The organism is Arhodomonas aquaeolei DSM 8974, from assembly GCF_000374645.1.
Classification (GTDB): Bacteria; Pseudomonadota; Gammaproteobacteria; order Nitrococcales; family Nitrococcaceae; genus Arhodomonas; species Arhodomonas aquaeolei.
The window spans coordinates 55,231-74,449 of the sequence record NZ_KB894814.1; the positions used below are offsets into that span (position 1 = coordinate 55,231).

The window sequence follows — 19,219 nt, forward strand, 5'->3', positions numbered from 1 at the left end:
ATGGCAGCGCTATGCAGGAGCAACGCGCACCCATCGAGATCGTCGTCAACGGCGAGCCCCGGCAGGTCAGTCCCGGGCAGTCCGTCGGCGGGCTCGTGGCCGACCTCGGGCTCACGAACCGGCGTATCGCCGTCGAGGTGAACGAGGCGCTGGTGCCGCGCAGCGACTTCCAGGCCCACGAACTCGCCGCCGGCGACCGAGTGGAGATCGTTCACGCCATCGGCGGGGGCTGACCGCCGCGCGGCCCGCGCATCCGAGCAATCACCGGGATACACCATGGCAGGAGACACCTTCACCGTCGCCGGGCGCGAGTTCCGCTCCCGGCTGCTGGTCGGCACCGGCAAGTACCGCGACCTCACCGAGACCGGCGAGGCGATCGAGGCGAGCGGCGCCGAGATCGTCACCGTGGCGATCCGCCGCAGCAACATCGGCCAGTCGCCGGACGAGCCCAACCTGCTGGACGTCGTCCCGCCGTCGCGCTACACCATCCTGCCCAACACGGCGGGCTGCTACACGGCGCAGGACGCGGTGCGCACCTGCCGGCTGGCCCGGGAGCTGCTCGACGGGCACAACCTGGTGAAGCTCGAGGTGCTGGGCGACGAGCGCACCCTGTACCCGGACGTCACCGCCACCATCGAGGCGGCGCGGGAGCTGGTCGCCGACGGCTTCGACGTCATGGTCTACACCTCGGACGACCCGATCATCGCCGAACGGCTGGAGGAGATCGGCTGCGTGGCGATCATGCCGCTCGCCGCCCCCATCGGTTCCGGGCTCGGGGTGCAGAACCCCTACAACCTGCTCACCATCATCGAGAACGCCGGCGTGCCGGTGCTCGTGGACGCCGGTGTGGGCACCGCCTCGGACGCCGCCATCGCCATGGAGCTCGGCTGTGACGGCGTGCTGCTCAACACCGCCATCGCCGGCGCGAAGGAGCCGGTGCGCATGGCCCGGGCGATGCGCCTCGCCGTGGAGTCCGGCCGCGAGGCCTACCTCGCCGGGCGCATCCCGCGCAAGCGCTTCGCCAGCGCCTCCTCGCCGCTCGAAGGGACGTTCTTCTAGGACGTTGCCCGCCGTGCCGCCACGGTGCGTGAGACAGAACAACCGGATGACCCCGTGAACGACGAGACCACCACCCGGAACACCCGCCGCCCCGTCCGCTCCTTCGTGCGCCGCGAGGGCCGCCTCACCGCCGGCCAGCAGCGGGCGCTGGAGCGGCTCTATCCGCGTTACGGCATCAAGCCGGGCGCGGGGGTGATCGACCTCACCACGGCCTTCGGCCGGGAGGCGCCGGTGGTGCTCGACATCGGCTTCGGCGACGGCGACGCCCTGGCGGAGATGGCGCAGGCCCACCCGGAGCGCAGCTACCTCGGCATCGAGGTCTACCGCACCGGCGTCGGCCGGCTGCTGCGCCGCCTGGAGGAGGACGGCATCGACAACGTCCGGGTCATGGACGCCGACGCCGTCGCCATCCTCCGCCAGCACATCGCCCCGGCGGGCCTCGCCGGCGTAAACCTGTTCTTCCCCGATCCCTGGCCCAAGAAGCGCCACCACAAGCGCCGCATGGTCCAGCCCGAATGGCTGGCGCTGGTGGCCTCACGCCTCCGCCCGGGCGGCTTCCTCCACCTCGCCACCGACTGGGAGAACTACGCCGAGCACATGCTGGAGGTCGTGAGCGCCAGCCCCGACTTCGACAACCCCCACGGCGGCTACGCCCCCGACCCCGGCGAACGCCCGGTCACCAAGTTCGAACGCCGCGGCCGCCGCAAGGGACACGGGGTCTGGGACCTCATCGTCTACAGGACGGGGTAGTTGATCCCGCGGATGGGGAATCGTCACGACCAGGACGAACACGGAGCCCCGAGGCGACTGGCTGCACGCATCTGCCGACGGACCAAAGCCCCCTCATCCAAATGACGGTTACCCATGCTGTCCTGCAGACCCGAGGGTCTGCAGGACAGGCTCCGGTGATTCCAGGGATCGGCTTTACTGCCAGCTCGCGCTGATGGTCGGCTGCAGCTCCTCCTGATAATCGGGCGACAGCACGATCTCACCGGAGGACGGCGGCTCGAACGATGCCATCGCGGACACCAGGCTATCGACCTGGGAATCCAGCAAGGTGTATCCATCCGCCGCCTGTATCTGTTCGACGTGATGGGCATCACCGAGGTACCAGCCGCTGATGGTCGCTCCGTCATCCGTGCCAATGATCCCCACCGAGAGATCGTCTCCCTCCCGCTGGAACCAGAGCTGATCGTGGGCCACATCGTCACCGAAGCTCAGGACGTCGGTCTTGCCGGCCTTGGGGTCATACGCGGTGATCGAGTCGTTCCCTCCTCCCCGGTTCTGGATGAATTCGTCGTCCCCGCGGCCGCCGATCAGCCAGTCATCGCCCTGCGCACCATTCAGAATGTCTGCGCCGGCACCACCATCGATCAGGTCGGCATCCGACGAGCCAAGGATGGTCTCACTTGCGCTGCGTGCAGCCTGAACAGTGCCATAGGCCCGCTCATCCGGAAGCCCAGTGTAATCCGGTGAACCGTCCGGATCCGGATCGGCAAGACCGAACGCACCAAAAATCTGCGACTTGCTCAGCTGGGCGCCATCGGAGAAGGTCAGGGCATCGATGGCGAGGTCTCCACCCCGAAAGAACCCGCCCACCGTGACCTGATCACCACCGGATCCGACCTTCAGCACGAGATCGTCGCCGGACTTCGTCAGGCCACTCGCGACGTCGTTGAAACCCGCATCCGCAAACTGCAACTGGTCCGTACCGCCGCCGGTGTTATCGATGCAATCCTGTCCGTCACCGGTCCGGAAGACATACGTATCGTCACCGCGCCCACCGATCAGCAAGTCGTCTCCGGCACCACCTTCAAGCGAGTCGTCACCATTGAGACCGAAAAGACGTTCGGCATCGCTGCCCCCCTGAACCAGGGCATCATCACCGTTACTTCCCACAAGCGTACCGGCGTAAGGCGATGACCCGTCCGGGACGGGCAACCCGAACGCGCCGAAAATCTGCGCCGAGGTCAACGACCCGCCACTCTCGAAACTGATGGTCTCGACGAGTTCACTACCGCCCCGGAAGAAACCGGAGAGTGTCACCTGATCGGGGCCACCATCGACACTCAACACCAAGTCGTCGCCGGACTTCATCAAGCCTGACGAAACACTGCTGAAGGCAATACCGTCCGTGAAGAGCAAGGTATCGTTACCGCCGTCTTCCTGCAGAACGGCCTGCCCGCCACCAAAACGATAGGTGTCATCTCCCGTCCCACCCCGGAGAAGATCGTTACCACCCTGCCCATCCAGGGTATCGGCGTCGGCACCTCCGAGAAGGACATCGTCGCCGGTGGTACCGACGAGGTTGTCCGAACCGCCGGCCTGGGCGGGCGGCGGCGTTTCACCACCATCATCCGGTGGCGGGTTCGTCGTCCCCCCATCCCCGTCGTCGCCGGAGCCGTCGGCCGGGTCGTCAGGCATGGCGGTCAGCAAACCGGTGATCTCGTTGGCCGCTATCGCGCCGCCGCCATCAGTCGGCTGGACGTAGCTGATCGCGGCATCCCCACCCAGAAAGTGGTTCGTTACCCGAACCTGCTGGGCCACGTCACCGTCGAGGAGCATTACCAGGTCTTCGCCGTCCTGATGGAAGGAGATCCGTGAACGGTCGATACCGCCGAGGAAGAAGACGGTATCCGTTCCTCCGCCGGTGTTGTCGATGACGTCCACGCCACCATTGGCCGAGTAGTAATAGTCATCACTGCCGGCGCCACCGGACAGCACGTCGTCACCGTCCTCGCCGTACAGGATATCGTGCCCGGCTCCACCGAAGAGCTGATCCGCCCCCGATCCCTGACCGGTGCCGTCCCCGCCATACAGCGTGTCGTCACCGCTGCCGCCTTCGAGCCGGTCGGCCCCCGCAAAGGCCCATAGCGTATCGTCGCCTTCCAGGCCCTGGAGCAGGTCGTCCGTTGCATAAGCCGACAGCTCATCGTCCCCGCCCGTGCCGACAACAGCGGTGGCGAACTCGCCCGTCACGCCGTTGGCCGCAACGATGTCGGCAATGTGCCGGGTATCCAGCATTGCCCCACCATTGGGCTGGACGTAATCGATTGCGGCATCGCCCCCCAGGAAATGGTCGAGCACGCGTACGGACTGGGTCGAATCGGCATCCACGGTAATCAGGAGATCATCGCCGTCACGGATGAAATTCAGCCGATCAGCGCCGACGTCGGAGAAAAACACCCCGTCGTAACCACCGTCGCGATTGTCGATGGTGTCGGCCCCCTGCCCGCTCCCGTGGACGTACTTATCGTCCCCCAGGCCGCCGGTCAGGTGATCATCGCCGGTATCGCCCCGCAACTGATCGTTACCGTCTCCGCCAAGAAGGACGTCGTCCGCATCACCACCGGACAGGTAGTCGTCTCCCGATCCTCCCTCGAGGTAATCGGCACCTTCATCACCGAACAGGTTGTCCGCACCGGCACGGCCGAAGAGACCATCTTCGCCGAGGCCACCGCTAAGACTATCCGCGTCGGCTCCACCGTCCAGCATGTCACTGCCGTCACGTCCCTGCAGATTGTCCTCGCCGATACCGCCGATCAGTTGATCGTTACCCGCTTCACCGTCCAGATAATCATCACCGGCCTCGCCATGGAGCACGTCATCACCAGCTCGCCCCCAAACCTGATCGTCGCCGGCGCCGGCATATAGCCGCTCGTCCAGCGCGCGATAGCCGGACAACGTATCGGCGGAAGCCGTGCCATATGTCACCACCGCAGCCTCGACGTCGGAATCGGTCAGCTCGGTGGCATCCTCGAACACGAAGCGGTTGACCTTGAAGTGTTCCGTGGGCTCCTCGAACCAGCGCTCGATGGTGATGCGGTCCGCCCCGTTGGCGTGCTGAATGACGAGATCATCACCGTGTCGCTCAAAGGCCAGATCGGTCACGGCGATGCCGGCCCCGAATGAGAGGGTGTCCCGCGAGGGATCGACGTTGCTGTAGGACTCCCCCGCCCGGCGTTCGATCAACCGGTCCTGACCATCGCCGAGCCCGAACCGGTACGTGTCGTCAGCGAAGGAACCATAGAGCGTGTCGTCTCCCGTTCCGCCCTCGAGGAACGAGCCCATGCCGGATATCCAGGGATCCCCGTTCGCCGTAAGCTCGTCATCACCGGCACCACCGAGCAACTCGTCCCTTCCCAGACCGGTGAGCGTGTCGTCACCATCTCCACCAGAAAGCAGCCCTGTTCCGTTCAGGGTGTCGCCACCGTCACCACCGTAGAGCGAGCCGTTACCCCGTAACGTATCGCCGCCAGCACCGCCTTCCAGCAGGTCCACACCTGTCCCGCCGTCAAGCGTGTCGACACCGGCACCGCCACGCAGAGTGTCATCTCCCGTACCTCCCTCCAGCGTGTCATCACCAGCACCGCCTTCCAGGACATCCTCGCCGTAGTCGCCAAAAAGCGAATCGCCATCGACGCCTCCCACAAGGTGATCGCCCCCCTGGCCGCCGATCAGCGTATCGGCCCCGGAACCTCCGTAGACCTCGTCGTCTCCGGCGGCGGCGGTCACCGTATCGTCCCCCGCGAGCGCCTGAATAACGTCCGCGTCGGCGTGCCCCTGGATGACGTCACCCCCGGTCGTCCCCGCGATGGCCTGCAGCTTGATGGTGTCGTAGTCCCAGATTGCGCCATCGGCGAACTCAATCGACTCCAGAGGCGTGTCCCCCTGAACCCCGGCCTCATCGGAAAACTGACCGAGCACACGCGCAAGGACCACACCGGTACCCAGGCGGACCACCAGATCCCCACCGTCCCGACGCAACACAACATCGGCGGACGAGGTGTCGGTCAGTCGCAGCCGATCGTTACCCTGTGTATCGAAAATCCGGTCGGCCCCGTCGGCCGCCGCCATTTCGTAGACGTCATCGCCCTGGCCGCCTTCAAGGCGATCGCCACCGGCACCACCAATCAACGTGTCTCCGCCGACTTCGCCGTACAGCGTATCGGCACCGGCGTCCCCGTAAAGCGAATCTGCACCGTCACGCCCATATAGCGTGTCGCTTCCGGCACCGCCCGTTATCGCATCGTCTGCAAGATGGCCCTCGAGAACGTCGTCGCCCGCCGATCCCTGCAATACGAGCTCGTTCAAATCGCTCAGGTTCCAGACGGTCCCGTCGCTGAACCGGACTGCCTGAATGGTGGAGTCGTTGCGGGTCTCGTCGCGGAAATGCCCACGAATAGTGACCTGGTCCGTTCCATTGACGTTGAGTAGCAACAGATCGTCGCCTCGACGGCGGGCATGGATATCGTCGGGCGCGATCGCGGCGGAGAACTCGACCTCTTCCTGACGACCGGCCGTGGTATCGAAGGCGTTTATCTCATCCGCACCATGGCCGCCATGAAAAACGTAGGTATCGCTTCCAGCGCCGCCTTCCAGCGTGTCATCCCCCTGACCGCCGGTAAGGCGGTCATCGCCAGCACCGCCGTAAAGATCGTCATCTCCGACAGCGCCATACAATGCATCGTTGCCAGCGCCACCATGCAGCCGATCGTTACCTGCCTCACCAAAGACCATGTCATCGCCTTCGTTACTCGAAAGCACGTCGGCCCCGTCACCACCACTCAAGGCATCGTTGCCAGCATGGCCATGGATAGTGTCGTTGCCCGCCAAACCATCGATCGTATCGGCCACGTCATAACCGATCAGCACCTCCGAAGCATCAGTGCCGACTAGTACCTGCTGCTTCACGTCATTGACATCCCAAACAGTGCCATCGGAAAATCGCAGCTCTTCGACTCGCCGTTCACCGCTATTGGCATCATTCCAGAAGTAATCTTCGACCGTCAGGGTGTCCGTGCCATCTCCGAGCACAACAACCAGATCTTGGCCTGATCGGCGGAGCATGACGTCGGAAAAAAGAACGCCAGATTGGAATTCAATGGCATCGACCTTCGCAGGGTCCGGATTGTAATTATGACTGACAATGCGGTCCTGACCGTCCCCGAAACCGAACCGGTACACATCGCTACCCAGACCGCCGTCAAGCAGATCACCCTCGGTTCCGCCGACCAGCACATCGTTACCGTCTTCGCCATACAGCCGGTCTTGACCACTGCCACCCAAAAGCTGGTCCGCTCCATTGTCACCGTCGAGTCGATCATTTCCCGCGCCGCCGGAAAGAACGTCCGCCCCATCATGACCAGAGATATCGTCCTCACCGCCAAGGCCATCGATAACGTCCGCCACGTCATAGCCAGTCAAGGTCTCGCCCGCCTCAGTGCCGACTAGCACCTGTTGCTTGACGTGATCGACATCCCAGACACTTCCGTCGGCAAAGCGCAGCTCCTCGATGCGCTGTCCACCACTGTTAGCGTCATGCCAGAAGTAGCTGTCGACGGTCAGCTGATCCGTGCCATCGCCTAGGATCACCAGAAGATCACTGTCCGACCGACGCAAGGTCACCTCGCCAGGAGTCACGTCGTCCTCAAATGCCAATGCGTTCACGTCCATTACCGTCGAGCCGTAGACGTGCTCTTCAATCAGATCGTGACCTGAGCCGAAACCAAAGCGGTAGATGTCGCTGCCTCGTCCGCCATCGAGCCGGTCGTCACCGGCACCACCATCTAGAACGTCGTCGCCGTCGCCGCCTTCCAGGCGATCATCACCGGCGCCCCCGGAAAGCACATCCGCGCCGGCTCGGCCATAAGTTGTGTCATCACCGGCGCCGCCATCGATCTCGTCGGCGGCGTCGTAGCCATATAAGGTGTCAGCTCCTGTAGTGCCCACCTGTACCTGTTGCTTGACGTGATCGACGCCCCAGACCGTCCCGTCGTAGAAACGCAACTCCTCGATCCGCCGTCCACCGCTATTGGCATCGCCCCAGAAGTAGTCATCCACCGTCAGTCGGTCCTTGCCGTCGCCCAGCGCCACCACCAGATCATCGCCCGAACGTCGGAGGACTACATCGTTAGGGGCCACATTCGTCCCAAACGCCAAGGTGTTAGCGTCCGTCACCGACGGTCTATAGACGTTCTCGTCGATCCGATCATGGCCAGAACCGTAACCGAAGCGATAGATGTCGCAGCCTCGTCCGCCGTCGAGCCGATCGTCGCCGGCACCACCATCAAGGATGTCGTCGCCATCATGCCCGAGCAGATGATCGTCGCCTTCCCGACCAGACAATAGATTGCCACCGGCACTCCCGATCAGTCGGTTATTCGATGCATTGCCCGTACCAACTGCATCGGTACTTCCGGTCAACGTCATATCCTCAAAATACTCTCCCAACGTATAGTCCAGACTCGTCTGCACGAGGTCCTGTCCTTCGTCCGCGTGTTCGACGACCTGATCCTCGACGTCATCGACCACATAGGTATCATCGCCCGATCCACCGACCATGGTGTCGACACCGCCCGCACCATCCAGTCGATCGTCTCCGCCCCCCGCGGTAAGAATATTGTCGCCCGAGTTGCCGACCATCTCATTGTCCAGCTCATTTCCCGTTCCGCTCAGGTCATCTTGACCTGTCAGATGCAGGCACTCGACATTCGCAGATAGCGCTTGATCGATCGAGGATTCCACCGTATCGACCCCGGCGCGCTCCGCCTCCATGACAATGTCGCCAGCTTCGTCCACGACGTACGTATCGTCACCCGATCCACCGGCCATCCGGTCGGCACCGATACCCCCGTCCAGCCGATTGCCACGGCCATTGCCCCGAAGCACGTTGTCCGCCTCATTCCCCGTCGCATAAACGGGCTTACCGCCCAACAGAGTGAGATTCTCGATGTGCTCGGAAAGCGTCCAATTCACACTCGAATGAACGGTGTCAGTCCCCCCGTCCGCCGTTTCAAGGACCTCGTCACCCCCATCGACGACATATACGTCGTCACCGGTACCGCCAACGAGCCGGTCGTCGCTACTTCCACCATCAAGCCAGTCGTTCCCGGCCCCACCGTCCACAACGTCGTTACCATCACCCCCGAAAAGAACGTCATTACCGTCACCACCGGCCAACTCGTCATCGCCACCTGCAGCAAGCAATAGATTGCCCAGATCTTGACCAGTGACTGTCTCGTCCGCATCGGTCCCGAGGTCGACCGTCGAAAGCGAGAACTCCCTCCCGTCAGAAAAACGGATCCTCCCAAGCCCGCCTCCGGCCGCTTTCACTTCCTGCAAGCCATTGACCAGCACAATCCAATCCCGCCCGTTCCGGTGAGCGAGAACCAACGAATCTCCGTCGGCACGGACCAACAGATCGCCTGGCTCAATGCCGGCACCGAACTCCAAGACATTCTGCCCCACACCGGCACCGTATTCGCGAATCGAGTCCTCCCCCCACCCAGGCTGAAATCGATAAGTATTCGCGCCTTGACCGCCTCGGAGCAGGTCGTCACCCGAACCGCCTTCCAGAAGATCATCGCCGTCACCACCCAAGAGCCAGTCATCCCCCCCGTTACCATCCAGGACCGCCCCGGCATTCTCGCCGATGACGATCTCCGGTGCCGTCGTCCCATTTCTATTGGTCTGCACGGCTTTCCAGCCGAATTCATCCAGGGTGGCCTGCATAGCCGGGGACACTTCCGCACCAGCAAGCCAGTCGCGAAGCAGTCCATCGACATGGAACCCCATAGGGGCCAATTGCTCTCCGGCAACCCGGTCCAGTTCCAGCAGGTCTCCCACTGCATGGACCTGATCGGCATCGAACTGCTGCCGTAAGACCGCCATAGTACCGGTGAAATCTGTTCCGATGCCGGAGCCGTCAACAGTCACGTCGACCACTCCGAGGTACGGAACAAGGTGCGTCTGACGCATCAACTGGTCATACATCGCCGACTCGAGAAGTGCGAATCCCTCACGTAGCTGAGCCGATGCCCCACTCCGCGGATTAGGGCTACCGTGCTGGCTGAATTCCTGCCCCAGAAAGGCTTCCAGTGCGGCGACCTTACGGGCGTCGATGAACCTCCCGCGGCTACCCGGATCGACGTCGGTTACACCAGCCCATTCGTACAGCAGGGCCTGCATTCCAGACCGGCGTGCGGAGACGCCCATCTCGGCTATGAAGGCCTCGACCTGCTCGCGGAGCCGCCCGCTGTCGTCGCGCACCAGCGCCTGGTGCAGGTCGTACACCTCGCCATAACCCTTGAGATCCGGCATTGAGGCAATTTCCCCCGGCACCTCGAGCCGTTCGAGTACCTTGGTGTCAGCCGTGTCCTGGATAAACCACACATCCGTCGCCGCACCCTCACGGCCGTCGGCCCATTCAAACCGACCGATCTGGCGGTGCTGGTTGTCGTTGTTATCCACATCGGCAGAGTTCGTGTAGTCCAGGTCGATTGACCCGATACCCACCTCGTCAAGCGTGAGCATCTCGCCGTCGTCGACCTCGCCATCGGCATCGACGTCCTGCCACAGGCGCAGATCCCCCCAGGCCTCGTCGTCGGCGTCGATATGACCGTTATCGTTGCTGTCGTGGATGGCCAATGCCTCGAAGCCGTTCATCGCGGTAACGCCGTCGGCCACCTCACTGGCATTCCCGAACAGCTCGCTGCCGTCCTCTATTGCATCATTACCGCTCAAGTCCATAGCCAGCAGGGCGTCATCGGGGCCCACCCAGCCACTCGCCTGAGCGAAGCCGTCACCGTTGTGGTCGAACTGCACCCCGGCTTCCAGGCCGAGCGTCTCGATGCCGTCGCCGTCCATATCCAAGATGATCGGGGAGGCATGGGATTCAGCCCGATCAAATTTCTCCTGAACACGGTCCATAGGACGTCCGCTTACCGCGTCATTAACGACGGAATCAATGTATTCCGCACGACCGTTCAGTACCTCGGCTGTACCCACCAGTGCCTCAGCAAGTGGGCGTTCAAGCGCCCCGCCCAAGTACCAAGGCTGCGCCGTTACGACTTGCGCTAACAACCTCAAGGCTGCCTCTCTATCATTGGAAATCATCGCCTTGACAGTATTCGTAGCGGCATCGTACACAATCTCGCCGTTTTGGGGATTCCATTTTCCATTAAGCTGGTTATAAAATTCTCGACCAGCGGCTTTATTCGGAACATGAATATTTACGTCCATTACTCAACCCTCCGCGCGTGAAACTCCGCACTTCTAATCCAGTAGAGAAACCATCTATCTAGACCACCATCCCAAATAACAAGAACATCAAAAGTAGCATACTCATCCCGAAAATCGACCCGAACAGGGCAATAGACCCAAACATAGGTTCCGTTTTTACCCTTAAGATCCACGCCCACGGCGTCACAATCTCCGAGCAGCCCAACCTTCTCTACAAAACCATGGGAAGAAAAAAACTCCCGAGCCTCTTCTGGAGAAACATCGGAAGAATACTCAAGCCACCTCCCTGAATAACGTTTAATAGAGTCAACACTCCAACTATCATCCGACATCTCCTGAAAAACATCCACCGCAAATCTTTCCCCTTCAGCCAAAACAATGGCAGATCTAATCTGCAAGGACACCCAGTAACCAATAACTACGACCCCCATAAGCACGAGAACCATCTTCCATTTTCCAGACATACACCCCAACCTTACGGCATATTTTTACCCGTCAAAATAAACACCATGAACCAGCGACAACACACACAAAACCCTCACATCAAGAAGACAACCACGCCAAAAAACTAAACCCTCTCTCTAAACACACCCGCCATGACCCACTTCTTGTTTTATTAAACAAGACGATTCAAAATACCTAGCCCCTGACAAACACTTAACTAAAAACGGAACACTGAAATTTCAGAAACACCTCGACATAGAGGTTATCAGTTAAAAATTGGCACATTTAACTGGATTCCTTATCAATAACCACCCGCACACGGAACCTGCTGCAGCTTCACCCGAAATAGGCTGAGACTCTTCCTTGGCCATCAGTCATCTCCTTCGACTCTCAAGGGAAGAAAAAGGGAAATCAACGCCCCTCCCCAAATGCCCAACATCCCACCCATGACCCAATAAAAAAACATATACGCGAAGGTGATCCTAACAAGACTGTCGTGAAACACATCACTTGCTTCCCCGCGTGTAATACCGGGCGACCAGTGCAAAATAGCCACCAAAAACGCGAATACCCCTCCGCACACCCCAACCGCGTTTAATAACTTCCACCGACTGGGCTTGACATTCGGCCTGAATGCAACCGGATACAGAAAAAATGCCATTACCCCCAGAAACAGCCACCCTGACAGGTGAAGAAAAGCCAGCAGCGCCTCCAGGGCTGGCGCGGGCATGAAGTGGACGTCGTTCGTTAACCCGACCACGCTGGGAATCAGAGATGCCATCACATCGACAAACATCTGGACGCCGTCTGACCGGCCGATCGCCCGCCAGGGCAACAGACAAACGGTCGCCCAGTACGCCACGAAACCGGCATAGAGCCACTTCGATCCATACAGGTAGGGCAGGCGTTTATGATTCGGCCTGACTATCACTATTTCCCGACCGTCAGACTGCTTGGAGGCAGATTGGCGGTCATCACGGTCACTTTCATTCACGTCTAACGTTCCCTTGCGCTTTCATCCACGTGCTCAACCAGCGGTGCGAGGACAAAATCCAAAACCCGCCGTTGCCCTGTCTTTATTTCCAGCGATACGGTCATGCCCGGGCTGAGTGGAATCTGACGGCCATCGACTTCGATCCAGCTACGCTCTAGGGCGGCGGTCGTTTCATAGATGAGGCCACCGTTCTCCTGCGCGGTCGCGTCGTTGGAAACATGGGTCACCGTGGCGTGCAGGGTGCCGTAACGGGTGAAAGGGAATGTTTCCACCTTGACCTCGGCTGTCTGCCCTTCGTCGACAAAGCCGACGTCGCGATTCGCCAGCCAGGCCTGGACCTGCAGCTCCGCGCCTTCCGGGACGACACGCATCAGCTCCTGCGCCGGCTCGACCACGCCACCGGTAGTGTGAATCTTCAGCCCCTGTACGAAGCCCGAGATCGGTGCGCGGAGCGTGCTCCATTCGGCCCGGGCCATGGCCTTTCTCAACTCCTCCCGGGTCGTCGCTATCCGCTTCTGGGCATCCACCAGATCTGTGGCCACATCCTTCCGGAATTTCGCCCTTTGCGCGTCAATCCGGCGCCGGACGGCATCGATACGTGCGTCGAGTTCCACCAACCTGGCGTCCGTCGTGCGGATCTGCCCTGTGTGGTCCAGACGGGTGCGCTCCACGTCCAGGTACTCGAATTCGGAGGCCATGTCCCGGCTGGCCAGCGAATGCAGCGCGGCTGCACGCTTGGCAATGAGCGGAAGCGTGGATTCAAGCCGCCGCTTGTCCTGCGCGGTACTGTTCCGCTCCGCCCTGGCTCGCACGAGCTCGGCCTGCAGGGCCGCGACGGAGGCACGATGGTCCGCGAGTTCACCGCTCAAGAGTCGCTTTTGTGTGGCTACGGCGGCAGGGTCGGCCCCCTTCGGCCAGTCGGCCATCCCGGCCGCGTTCCTGTCGCTACCATCGACCGCGTCGATCTCCGCAAGTAATCGGGCACGGTCCAGGCGTGCGGCCATCAGCTGCTCCCTCAGGCGATTCCGGTCAGCGCGGCCGATCGTGGGATCGAACTCCACCAACACGTCACCGGCCTCGACGCGCTGCCCCTCGGCAACCCGGATAGCCCTTACGGTGGCCTGCTCCATGGGCTGAATGACCTTGACGTGGCCGGACGGCACGATCTTGCCGGTCGCCGTGGCGACAACGTCCACGTGCCCGACGTAGCTCCATACGACGGCGACGACGAAAACGCCGACAATCAGCCCGGTAATGACACGGCCGGCAGGGGACGGCGGCGTTTCCTGGACCTCCAGCGCTGCCGGCAGGAATTCCCGCTCCGTGCCATCTCGACGCCTGACGAGCGCCGTCGTTTTTCCTTCCCTGGTCGACATCCCTGTTTGCCTGCCCTCTGAAACGCCGGGGTAAATTACCGGCCACCGGCACCGGCCGCGGCGACTTCATCCGGAGCCGCGCTGTCCTGCAACGCCTGAAGCCGGGCGTAGTGACCTCCGTGGCGCAGCAGCTCAGCATGACTCCCTGATTCCACTACACGGCCCTTTTCCATGACGATGATGCGGTGCGCGTCTCTCACGGCGCTGAGCCGGTGCGCGATGATGAACACCGTCCGGCCGCGCACGATCCGCCGCATGTTCTGCTGGACGAGACGTTCCGACTCGTAATCGAGCGCGCTGGTGGCCTCATCGAAAACCAGGATCTTCGGATCCATGATCAGCGCCCGTGCAATGGCAATACGCTGACGCTGGCCACCGGAAAGATTGGCGCCGTGCTCCCCGACCATGGTGTCGTAGCCTTCCGGCAATTCCAGGATGAAGTCATGGGCCCCGGCGAGCTTCGCCGCGGCAATCACGCGTTCCATTGAGAGCCCCGGGTCGGCGAGCGCGATGTTCTCCCGCACCGTTCGATTGAACAGCCGGCTTTCCTGCAGCACGACACCGATATTCCGCCGCAGCCATGCAGTGTCGACCATGCGCAGATCGACGCCGTCCACGAGTACGCGCCCCGACTCGGGCACATGCAGTCGCTGTATGAGCTTGGTCAGTGTGCTCTTGCCGGAACCCGATCGGCCGACAATACCGATGACCTCGCCGGGCTCGGCATGGAGGCTGAGGTCGGAGAGGATTTCAGGCGTATCCGGCCGATAGCGGAAGGTGACATGCTCCAGGCGGACGTCGCCCCTGACGGAGGGCAGGGCGGCCCGGTTGGGGTTGTATCCCGGCTCCGCGGGCGCGTTGAGTATGTCCCCCAGCCGCTCTATGGAAATGCCGGCCTGCTGAAAGTCCTGCCAGAGGCGGACGAGCCGGAGTATCGGTCCGCTGACCCGTCCGGCAAGCATATTGAATGCGACAAGCTGGCCGACGGTCAGCTCTGCGTCGATCACCAGCCGGGCACCGATCCACAGGATCAGCAGCGTCGTGAGCTTGTTGATGAAGCTGGCCGACTGGTTGGCGACGTTCCCCAGGTTGGTGGCACGGAAACTGGCCCGGACGTAGCCGGCCAGCTGCTCCTCCCAGCGGGCTCGCATCTGGGGCTCCACCGCCATGGCCTTGATCGTTTCAACGCCGCTCACCGATTCGACGAGGAAGGCCTGGTTCTCCGCGCCACGCCGGAACTTCTCGTCCAGCCGTGCACGCAGAACGGGCGTCATCAGAACGGAGAGGATCACGTATAGCGGAATACTGCCCAGAACGACCATCAGCAGCGTCGGGCTGTAGAAGTACATGACCACCAGAAAGACGAGCGTGAAAAACAGGTCGATGACCAGCGTTAACGCCGACCCGGTGATGAAGTTGCGGATGGTCTCCAGCTCCCGCACGCGGGCCACGGAGTCCCCGACACGCCGGGCCTCGAAATAGCTGACCGGAAGCGAGAGCAGGTGCCGGTACAGCCGCGCCCCCAGTTCGACATCGATCCGGTTGGTCGTGTGGGAAAACAGATAGGTCCGCAGCCCGCCGAGCACCACGTCGAACAGCGCGACGATCAGAAACCCGGCGGCAAGGACATCGAGCGTCGTCAGCCCCTTGTGAACCAGGACCTTGTCGACAATGACCTGAAAGAACAACGGCGTGACCAGCGCAAAGAGCTGGATGAAGAAAGAGGCGACCAGCACCTCACCGAGAATACGGCGGTAACGCGCGATGACAGGCAGGAACCAGCGGATGTCGAACCGCCGGCGCAGTTCCTCGGCGAGGGCGCGGCGGGTGATCAGAATGGCGCGGCCCGTCCATTCCGCCTGAAAGTCCTCGACGTTTACGGAACGTGGGCGGCCTTCCCGCGGATCGTGGATCAGAACGCGATCATCGCCTACCCGGGCCAGGACGACGAAAGTCCCATCCGTCAACTCGGCGATCGCCGGCAAAGGCATGGTGGCGAGGCGCAATGCCCGCCCGTGGGCACGCTTGGCCCTGAGACCGAGAGTGCGCGCCGCCCTGATCAGGGTCAGCGGGTCCACCGTCTCACCGGCTGGAGAGAACTCCCGCCTGAGCTGGCGCTCGTCTGCCGGCAGCTGGTAGTAACGTGAAACCAGCCTCAGACACGCAAGGCCGGTGTCGACGGCCCCTACCGAGGGCTCTTCCGTGTCACCCACAACAACATCCCTGTTCATCCTCGACGGAGAAACTGTCTATAACAGTAGCCGATGCCATCCTTGGAGCATCGACCGTTTGTCAGTTTTTTGCGTCTCTAGCCCCCTGTGTACAGGGTGACACCCCAGTCGCGCAACGCGCGGGGCAGCGCGGCATCGCCCTGAAACAACGATAGGCGGCCCCCATTTGGGCTGCGCCGACATACAGCGGTTATACTTAGAGGTTTACTACGGAACCTTCTCGCATGCCAGCACGCGCCGCCGTCGGCCTCGGCACGCTCGCGGTCATCACGCTCGTCAGCCTGTGCGCGGCGATCTCCTCGGGGAGTGTCGCGGTCGCGCCGCACGACGTGTGGCTGGCGGTGACCGGGGGCGGGGCCTCCGATACCGCGGCCACCGTGATCCGTGAGCTGCGCATGCCCCGCGCGGCGGCGGGCTTCGTTACCGGCGGGCTGCTGGCGCTGGCCGGTGCGCTGATGCAGGTGCTGCTGCGCAACCCCCTGGCGGACCCGTACGTGCTCGGTATCTCCGGCGGCGCAGCGGTGGGGGCACTGGGCTCGACCCTGCTCGGCCTGGGCGCGTTCTGGATGTCCGGCAGCGCCTTCGCCGGTGCGGCTATCACCATGGTCCTGGTCTTCGGGCTCTCCCACGGCCACGGTGGCTGGACGCCGACCCGGCTGCTGCTCAACGGCGTGGTGGTCGCCGCCGGCTGGGGCGCGGTGGTGAGTTTCCTGCTCTCGGTGGGACCGCCCACGGAGCTGCGGGGGATGCTCTTCTGGCTGATGGGCGACCTCGCCGGGGCGGGCTCGGCGGGCTGGCCCGCGGCGGTCCTGGCGATCGGGCTGGCGGCCACGCTGGCGGTGGCGCGGGATCTCAACCTGCTCGCCCGCGGCGAGCTCCAGGCCCAGGCGCTGGGCGTGGCCATCGGCCGGCTGCGCCTGCTGATCTACGTGCTCGCCTCGCTGCTCACGGCCACGGCGGTCACCGTCGCCGGGACGGTGGGCTTCGTCGGGCTGGTGGTGCCCCACCTGCTGCGGCTGGTGATGGGCAGCGACCACCGCGTGCTGCTGCCCGGCTGCGTGCTCCTCGGCGGCAGCTTCATCGTGCTCGCGGACACGCTGGCACGCACGGCCTTTGCGCCGCAGCAGCTCCCCGTTGGCGTGTTCTCGGCGTTCATCGGGGTGCCGGTGTTCCTGTTCCTGCTCTATCGCGGCGGCCGGGGAGCGGCGTGATGGCAGTCCTGGAGGCCGACAGCCTGGACGTACGCATCGCCGGCCAGGGCGTGTGCACCGCGCTGAGCGTCGCCCTCCAGCCCGGGCAGTGCTGGGGCATACTGGGCGCCAACGGCACCGGCAAGACCACGCTGCTGCACACCCTGGCCGGCCTGCGCCCGGCCCAGGGCGGCGAGCTGCGCCTGGACGGCGAGTCCCTGCCGCGCATCCGGCGGCGGGCGCTGGCGCGGCGGCTGGGGCTGATGCCCCAGGACAGCCACGACGCCTTTCCCACCACGGTGCTGGAGACGGCGCTGATCGGCCGTCACCCGTGGCTCGGGACGTGGGAATGGGAAGGCCGGCAGGACACCGCGCTGGCGGAGGCCGCGCTGGCCGACGTGGGGCTCGCCAGCCTGGCGGACCGGCCGGTGAACACGCTCTCCGGCGGCGAGCGCCGACGCCTCGCGCTGGCGACCCTGCTCACCCAGGACCCGGAGATCGCGCTGCTCGACGAACCGAGCAACCACCTCGACCTCCATCACCAGATCCGCGTGCTCGAGCTGATCACCGCCCGCGGCCGGGAGCAGGCGCGCACGGTGGTGATGAGCCTGCACGACATCAACCTGGCCGCGCGCTTCTGCGATCACGTCCTGCTGCTGTTCGGTGACGGGCAGGCGTGCTTCGGCGAGACATCGACGGTGCTCAACGAGACCATGCTCGAACGCCTCTACGGCCACCCGATCCGCATCATCGACGACGGTGAGCGGCGCGCCTTCCTCCCCGCCTGAATCCGACGGCGCATTCGATCGCCGGGGAAAGAATGGCGGTTACGGTAGCCACCGACCCGAGGGACGGGATCAGCGGCCGTTCATGTGGACCAGCATTGCCGTCGTGCGACACGACCGCGGCTGTCGGTTGCCAGGAGCAACCGACCTACCCGAACTACGGCCACCCGATCCGCATCATCGACGACGGCGAGCGGCGGGCCTTCCTGCCGGCCTGAATCCGACGGCGCATTCGATCGCCGGGGAAAGAATGGCGGTTACGGTAGCCACCGGCCCGAGGGACGGGATCAGCGGCCGTTCATGTGGACCAGCATTGCCGTCGTGCGACACGACCGCGGCTGTCGGTTGCCAGGAGCAACCGACCTACCCGAACCGAAGCCGACCGCGCGTTCCCACGGGAAATGACCCGGGTCGGCCTGTCGTGTGAATCCAGCGCCGCACACGCGCCGGTCGTGCACCGCAAGGCGTGCGACATCCAGGTGGTCTCGCGGGAATGTCGCACACGGCCCGCAGCCGTGCGCGACTTACGCGGGCCCCCGCCGCGTCAGCCCTCGCGGTAGCGGCCCGGCACCCACAGGAGGTCGCCGTCGCCCTCGCTGGCGTTGACGTGGCGCGCGGCGACGAAGAGGTAGTCGGAAAGGCGGTTGACGTAGCCCAGCGCCGCCTCGTTGATGCGGCTCTCGCGCTGCAGGGTGACCAGCTTGCGCTCGGCGCGGCGGGCGACGGTGCGGGCCATGTGCAGGTGGGCGGCGCGGGCGACGCCCCCCGGCAGGATGAACGAGCGCAGCGACTCCAGCTCGGCGTTGTAGGCGTCGATGCAGCCCTCGAGCCACGCCACCTGCGCGGGGTCGAGGCGCAGGGGCTCGTGCTTGAGCGCCGCCTCCATGGGCGTGGCCAGGTCGGCGCCGAGGTCGAAGAGGTCGTTCTGGATGCGCTCCAGCTCGGTCTCCAGCCGTCCCGCGGCACCGACACGCGCGAGGCCGATGGTGGCGTTGAGCTCGTCGATGGTGCCGTAGGCCGCCACCCGGGGCGCGTCCTTGGGCACGCGGCTGCCGTCGACGAGGGCGGTGTCACCGGCGTCGCCGGTTCGTGTGTAGATCTTGGTCAGACGGACCAT

11 protein-coding genes are annotated in these 19,219 nt (G+C 63.5%); 5 read left to right on the forward strand and 6 right to left on the reverse strand.

Annotation, left to right across the window (positions count from 1 at the left end; all coding sequences use genetic code 11):
• Positions 1–11: 11 nt before the first annotated feature.
• Genes thiS through trmB form a run of 3 tightly spaced genes read left to right on the forward strand, consistent with a single transcriptional unit; the run spans position 12 to position 1,809 of the window.
• On the forward strand, positions 12–233 hold the full coding sequence (gene thiS / locus C516_RS0114085) for a sulfur carrier protein ThiS (protein ID WP_018719053.1): 222 nt from the start codon (positions 12–14) through the stop codon (positions 231–233).
• A 43-nt stretch (positions 234–276) separates the two neighbouring features.
• Positions 277–1,059 (forward strand): thiazole synthase, encoded by a 783-nt coding sequence (locus C516_RS0114090; protein WP_018719054.1) that lies wholly within the window; start codon positions 277–279, stop codon positions 1,057–1,059.
• Between the two features lie 54 nt (positions 1,060–1,113).
• Positions 1,114–1,809: a tRNA (guanosine(46)-N7)-methyltransferase TrmB gene (gene trmB / locus C516_RS0114095; protein WP_018719055.1), complete on the forward strand. Its 696-nt coding sequence runs from the start codon at positions 1,114–1,116 to the stop codon at positions 1,807–1,809.
• A gap of 174 nt (positions 1,810–1,983) precedes the next feature.
• Here the strand turns inward: trmB and C516_RS21570 are convergent, their stop codons facing one another.
• The 5 genes from C516_RS21570 to C516_RS19620 all read right to left on the reverse strand — a co-directional run bounded on the left by C516_RS21570 (position 1,984) and on the right by C516_RS19620 (position 16,109).
• Positions 1,984–11,082, reverse strand: a complete 9,099-nt coding sequence (locus tag C516_RS21570; RefSeq protein WP_084594223.1) for a calcium-binding protein — start codon at positions 11,080–11,082, stop codon at positions 1,984–1,986.
• Complete coding sequence (locus C516_RS21200) at positions 11,082–11,528, reverse strand: hypothetical protein (protein ID WP_156831254.1); 447 nt, start codon at positions 11,526–11,528, stop codon at positions 11,082–11,084. The genes C516_RS21570 and C516_RS21200 overlap by 1 nt, the downstream gene beginning before the upstream one ends.
• Before the next feature lie 368 nt (positions 11,529–11,896).
• Positions 11,897–12,520 carry a hypothetical protein gene (locus C516_RS0114110; protein ID WP_156831255.1) on the reverse strand — a complete coding sequence of 208 codons (624 nt, stop codon included), beginning with the start codon at positions 12,518–12,520 and terminating at the stop codon, positions 11,897–11,899.
• Positions 12,521–12,522: 2 nt separating this feature from the next.
• Positions 12,523–13,896: an HlyD family type I secretion periplasmic adaptor subunit gene (locus tag C516_RS0114115; protein ID WP_018719058.1), complete on the reverse strand. Its 1,374-nt coding sequence runs from the start codon at positions 13,894–13,896 to the stop codon at positions 12,523–12,525.
• 35 nt (positions 13,897–13,931) lie between these two features.
• Entirely contained in the window at positions 13,932–16,109 is a 2,178-nt protein-coding gene (locus C516_RS19620; RefSeq protein WP_240466154.1) for a type I secretion system permease/ATPase, read from the reverse strand.
• Between the two features lie 242 nt (positions 16,110–16,351).
• Between C516_RS19620 and C516_RS0114125 the strand changes: the two genes are divergently transcribed.
• Positions 16,352–17,338, forward strand: a complete 987-nt coding sequence (locus C516_RS0114125) for a FecCD family ABC transporter permease (protein WP_018719060.1) — start codon at positions 16,352–16,354, stop codon at positions 17,336–17,338.
• Positions 17,338–18,105, forward strand: a complete 768-nt coding sequence (locus C516_RS0114130) for an ABC transporter ATP-binding protein (RefSeq protein ID WP_018719061.1) — start codon at positions 17,338–17,340, stop codon at positions 18,103–18,105. Before C516_RS0114125 ends, C516_RS0114130 begins: the two co-directional genes overlap by 1 nt.
• Before the next feature lie 541 nt (positions 18,106–18,646).
• On the opposite strand, the gene C516_RS0114140 is transcribed toward C516_RS0114130, so the two are convergent.
• Entirely contained in the window at positions 18,647–19,219 is a 573-nt protein-coding gene (locus C516_RS0114140) for a cob(I)yrinic acid a,c-diamide adenosyltransferase (protein ID WP_018719063.1), read from the reverse strand.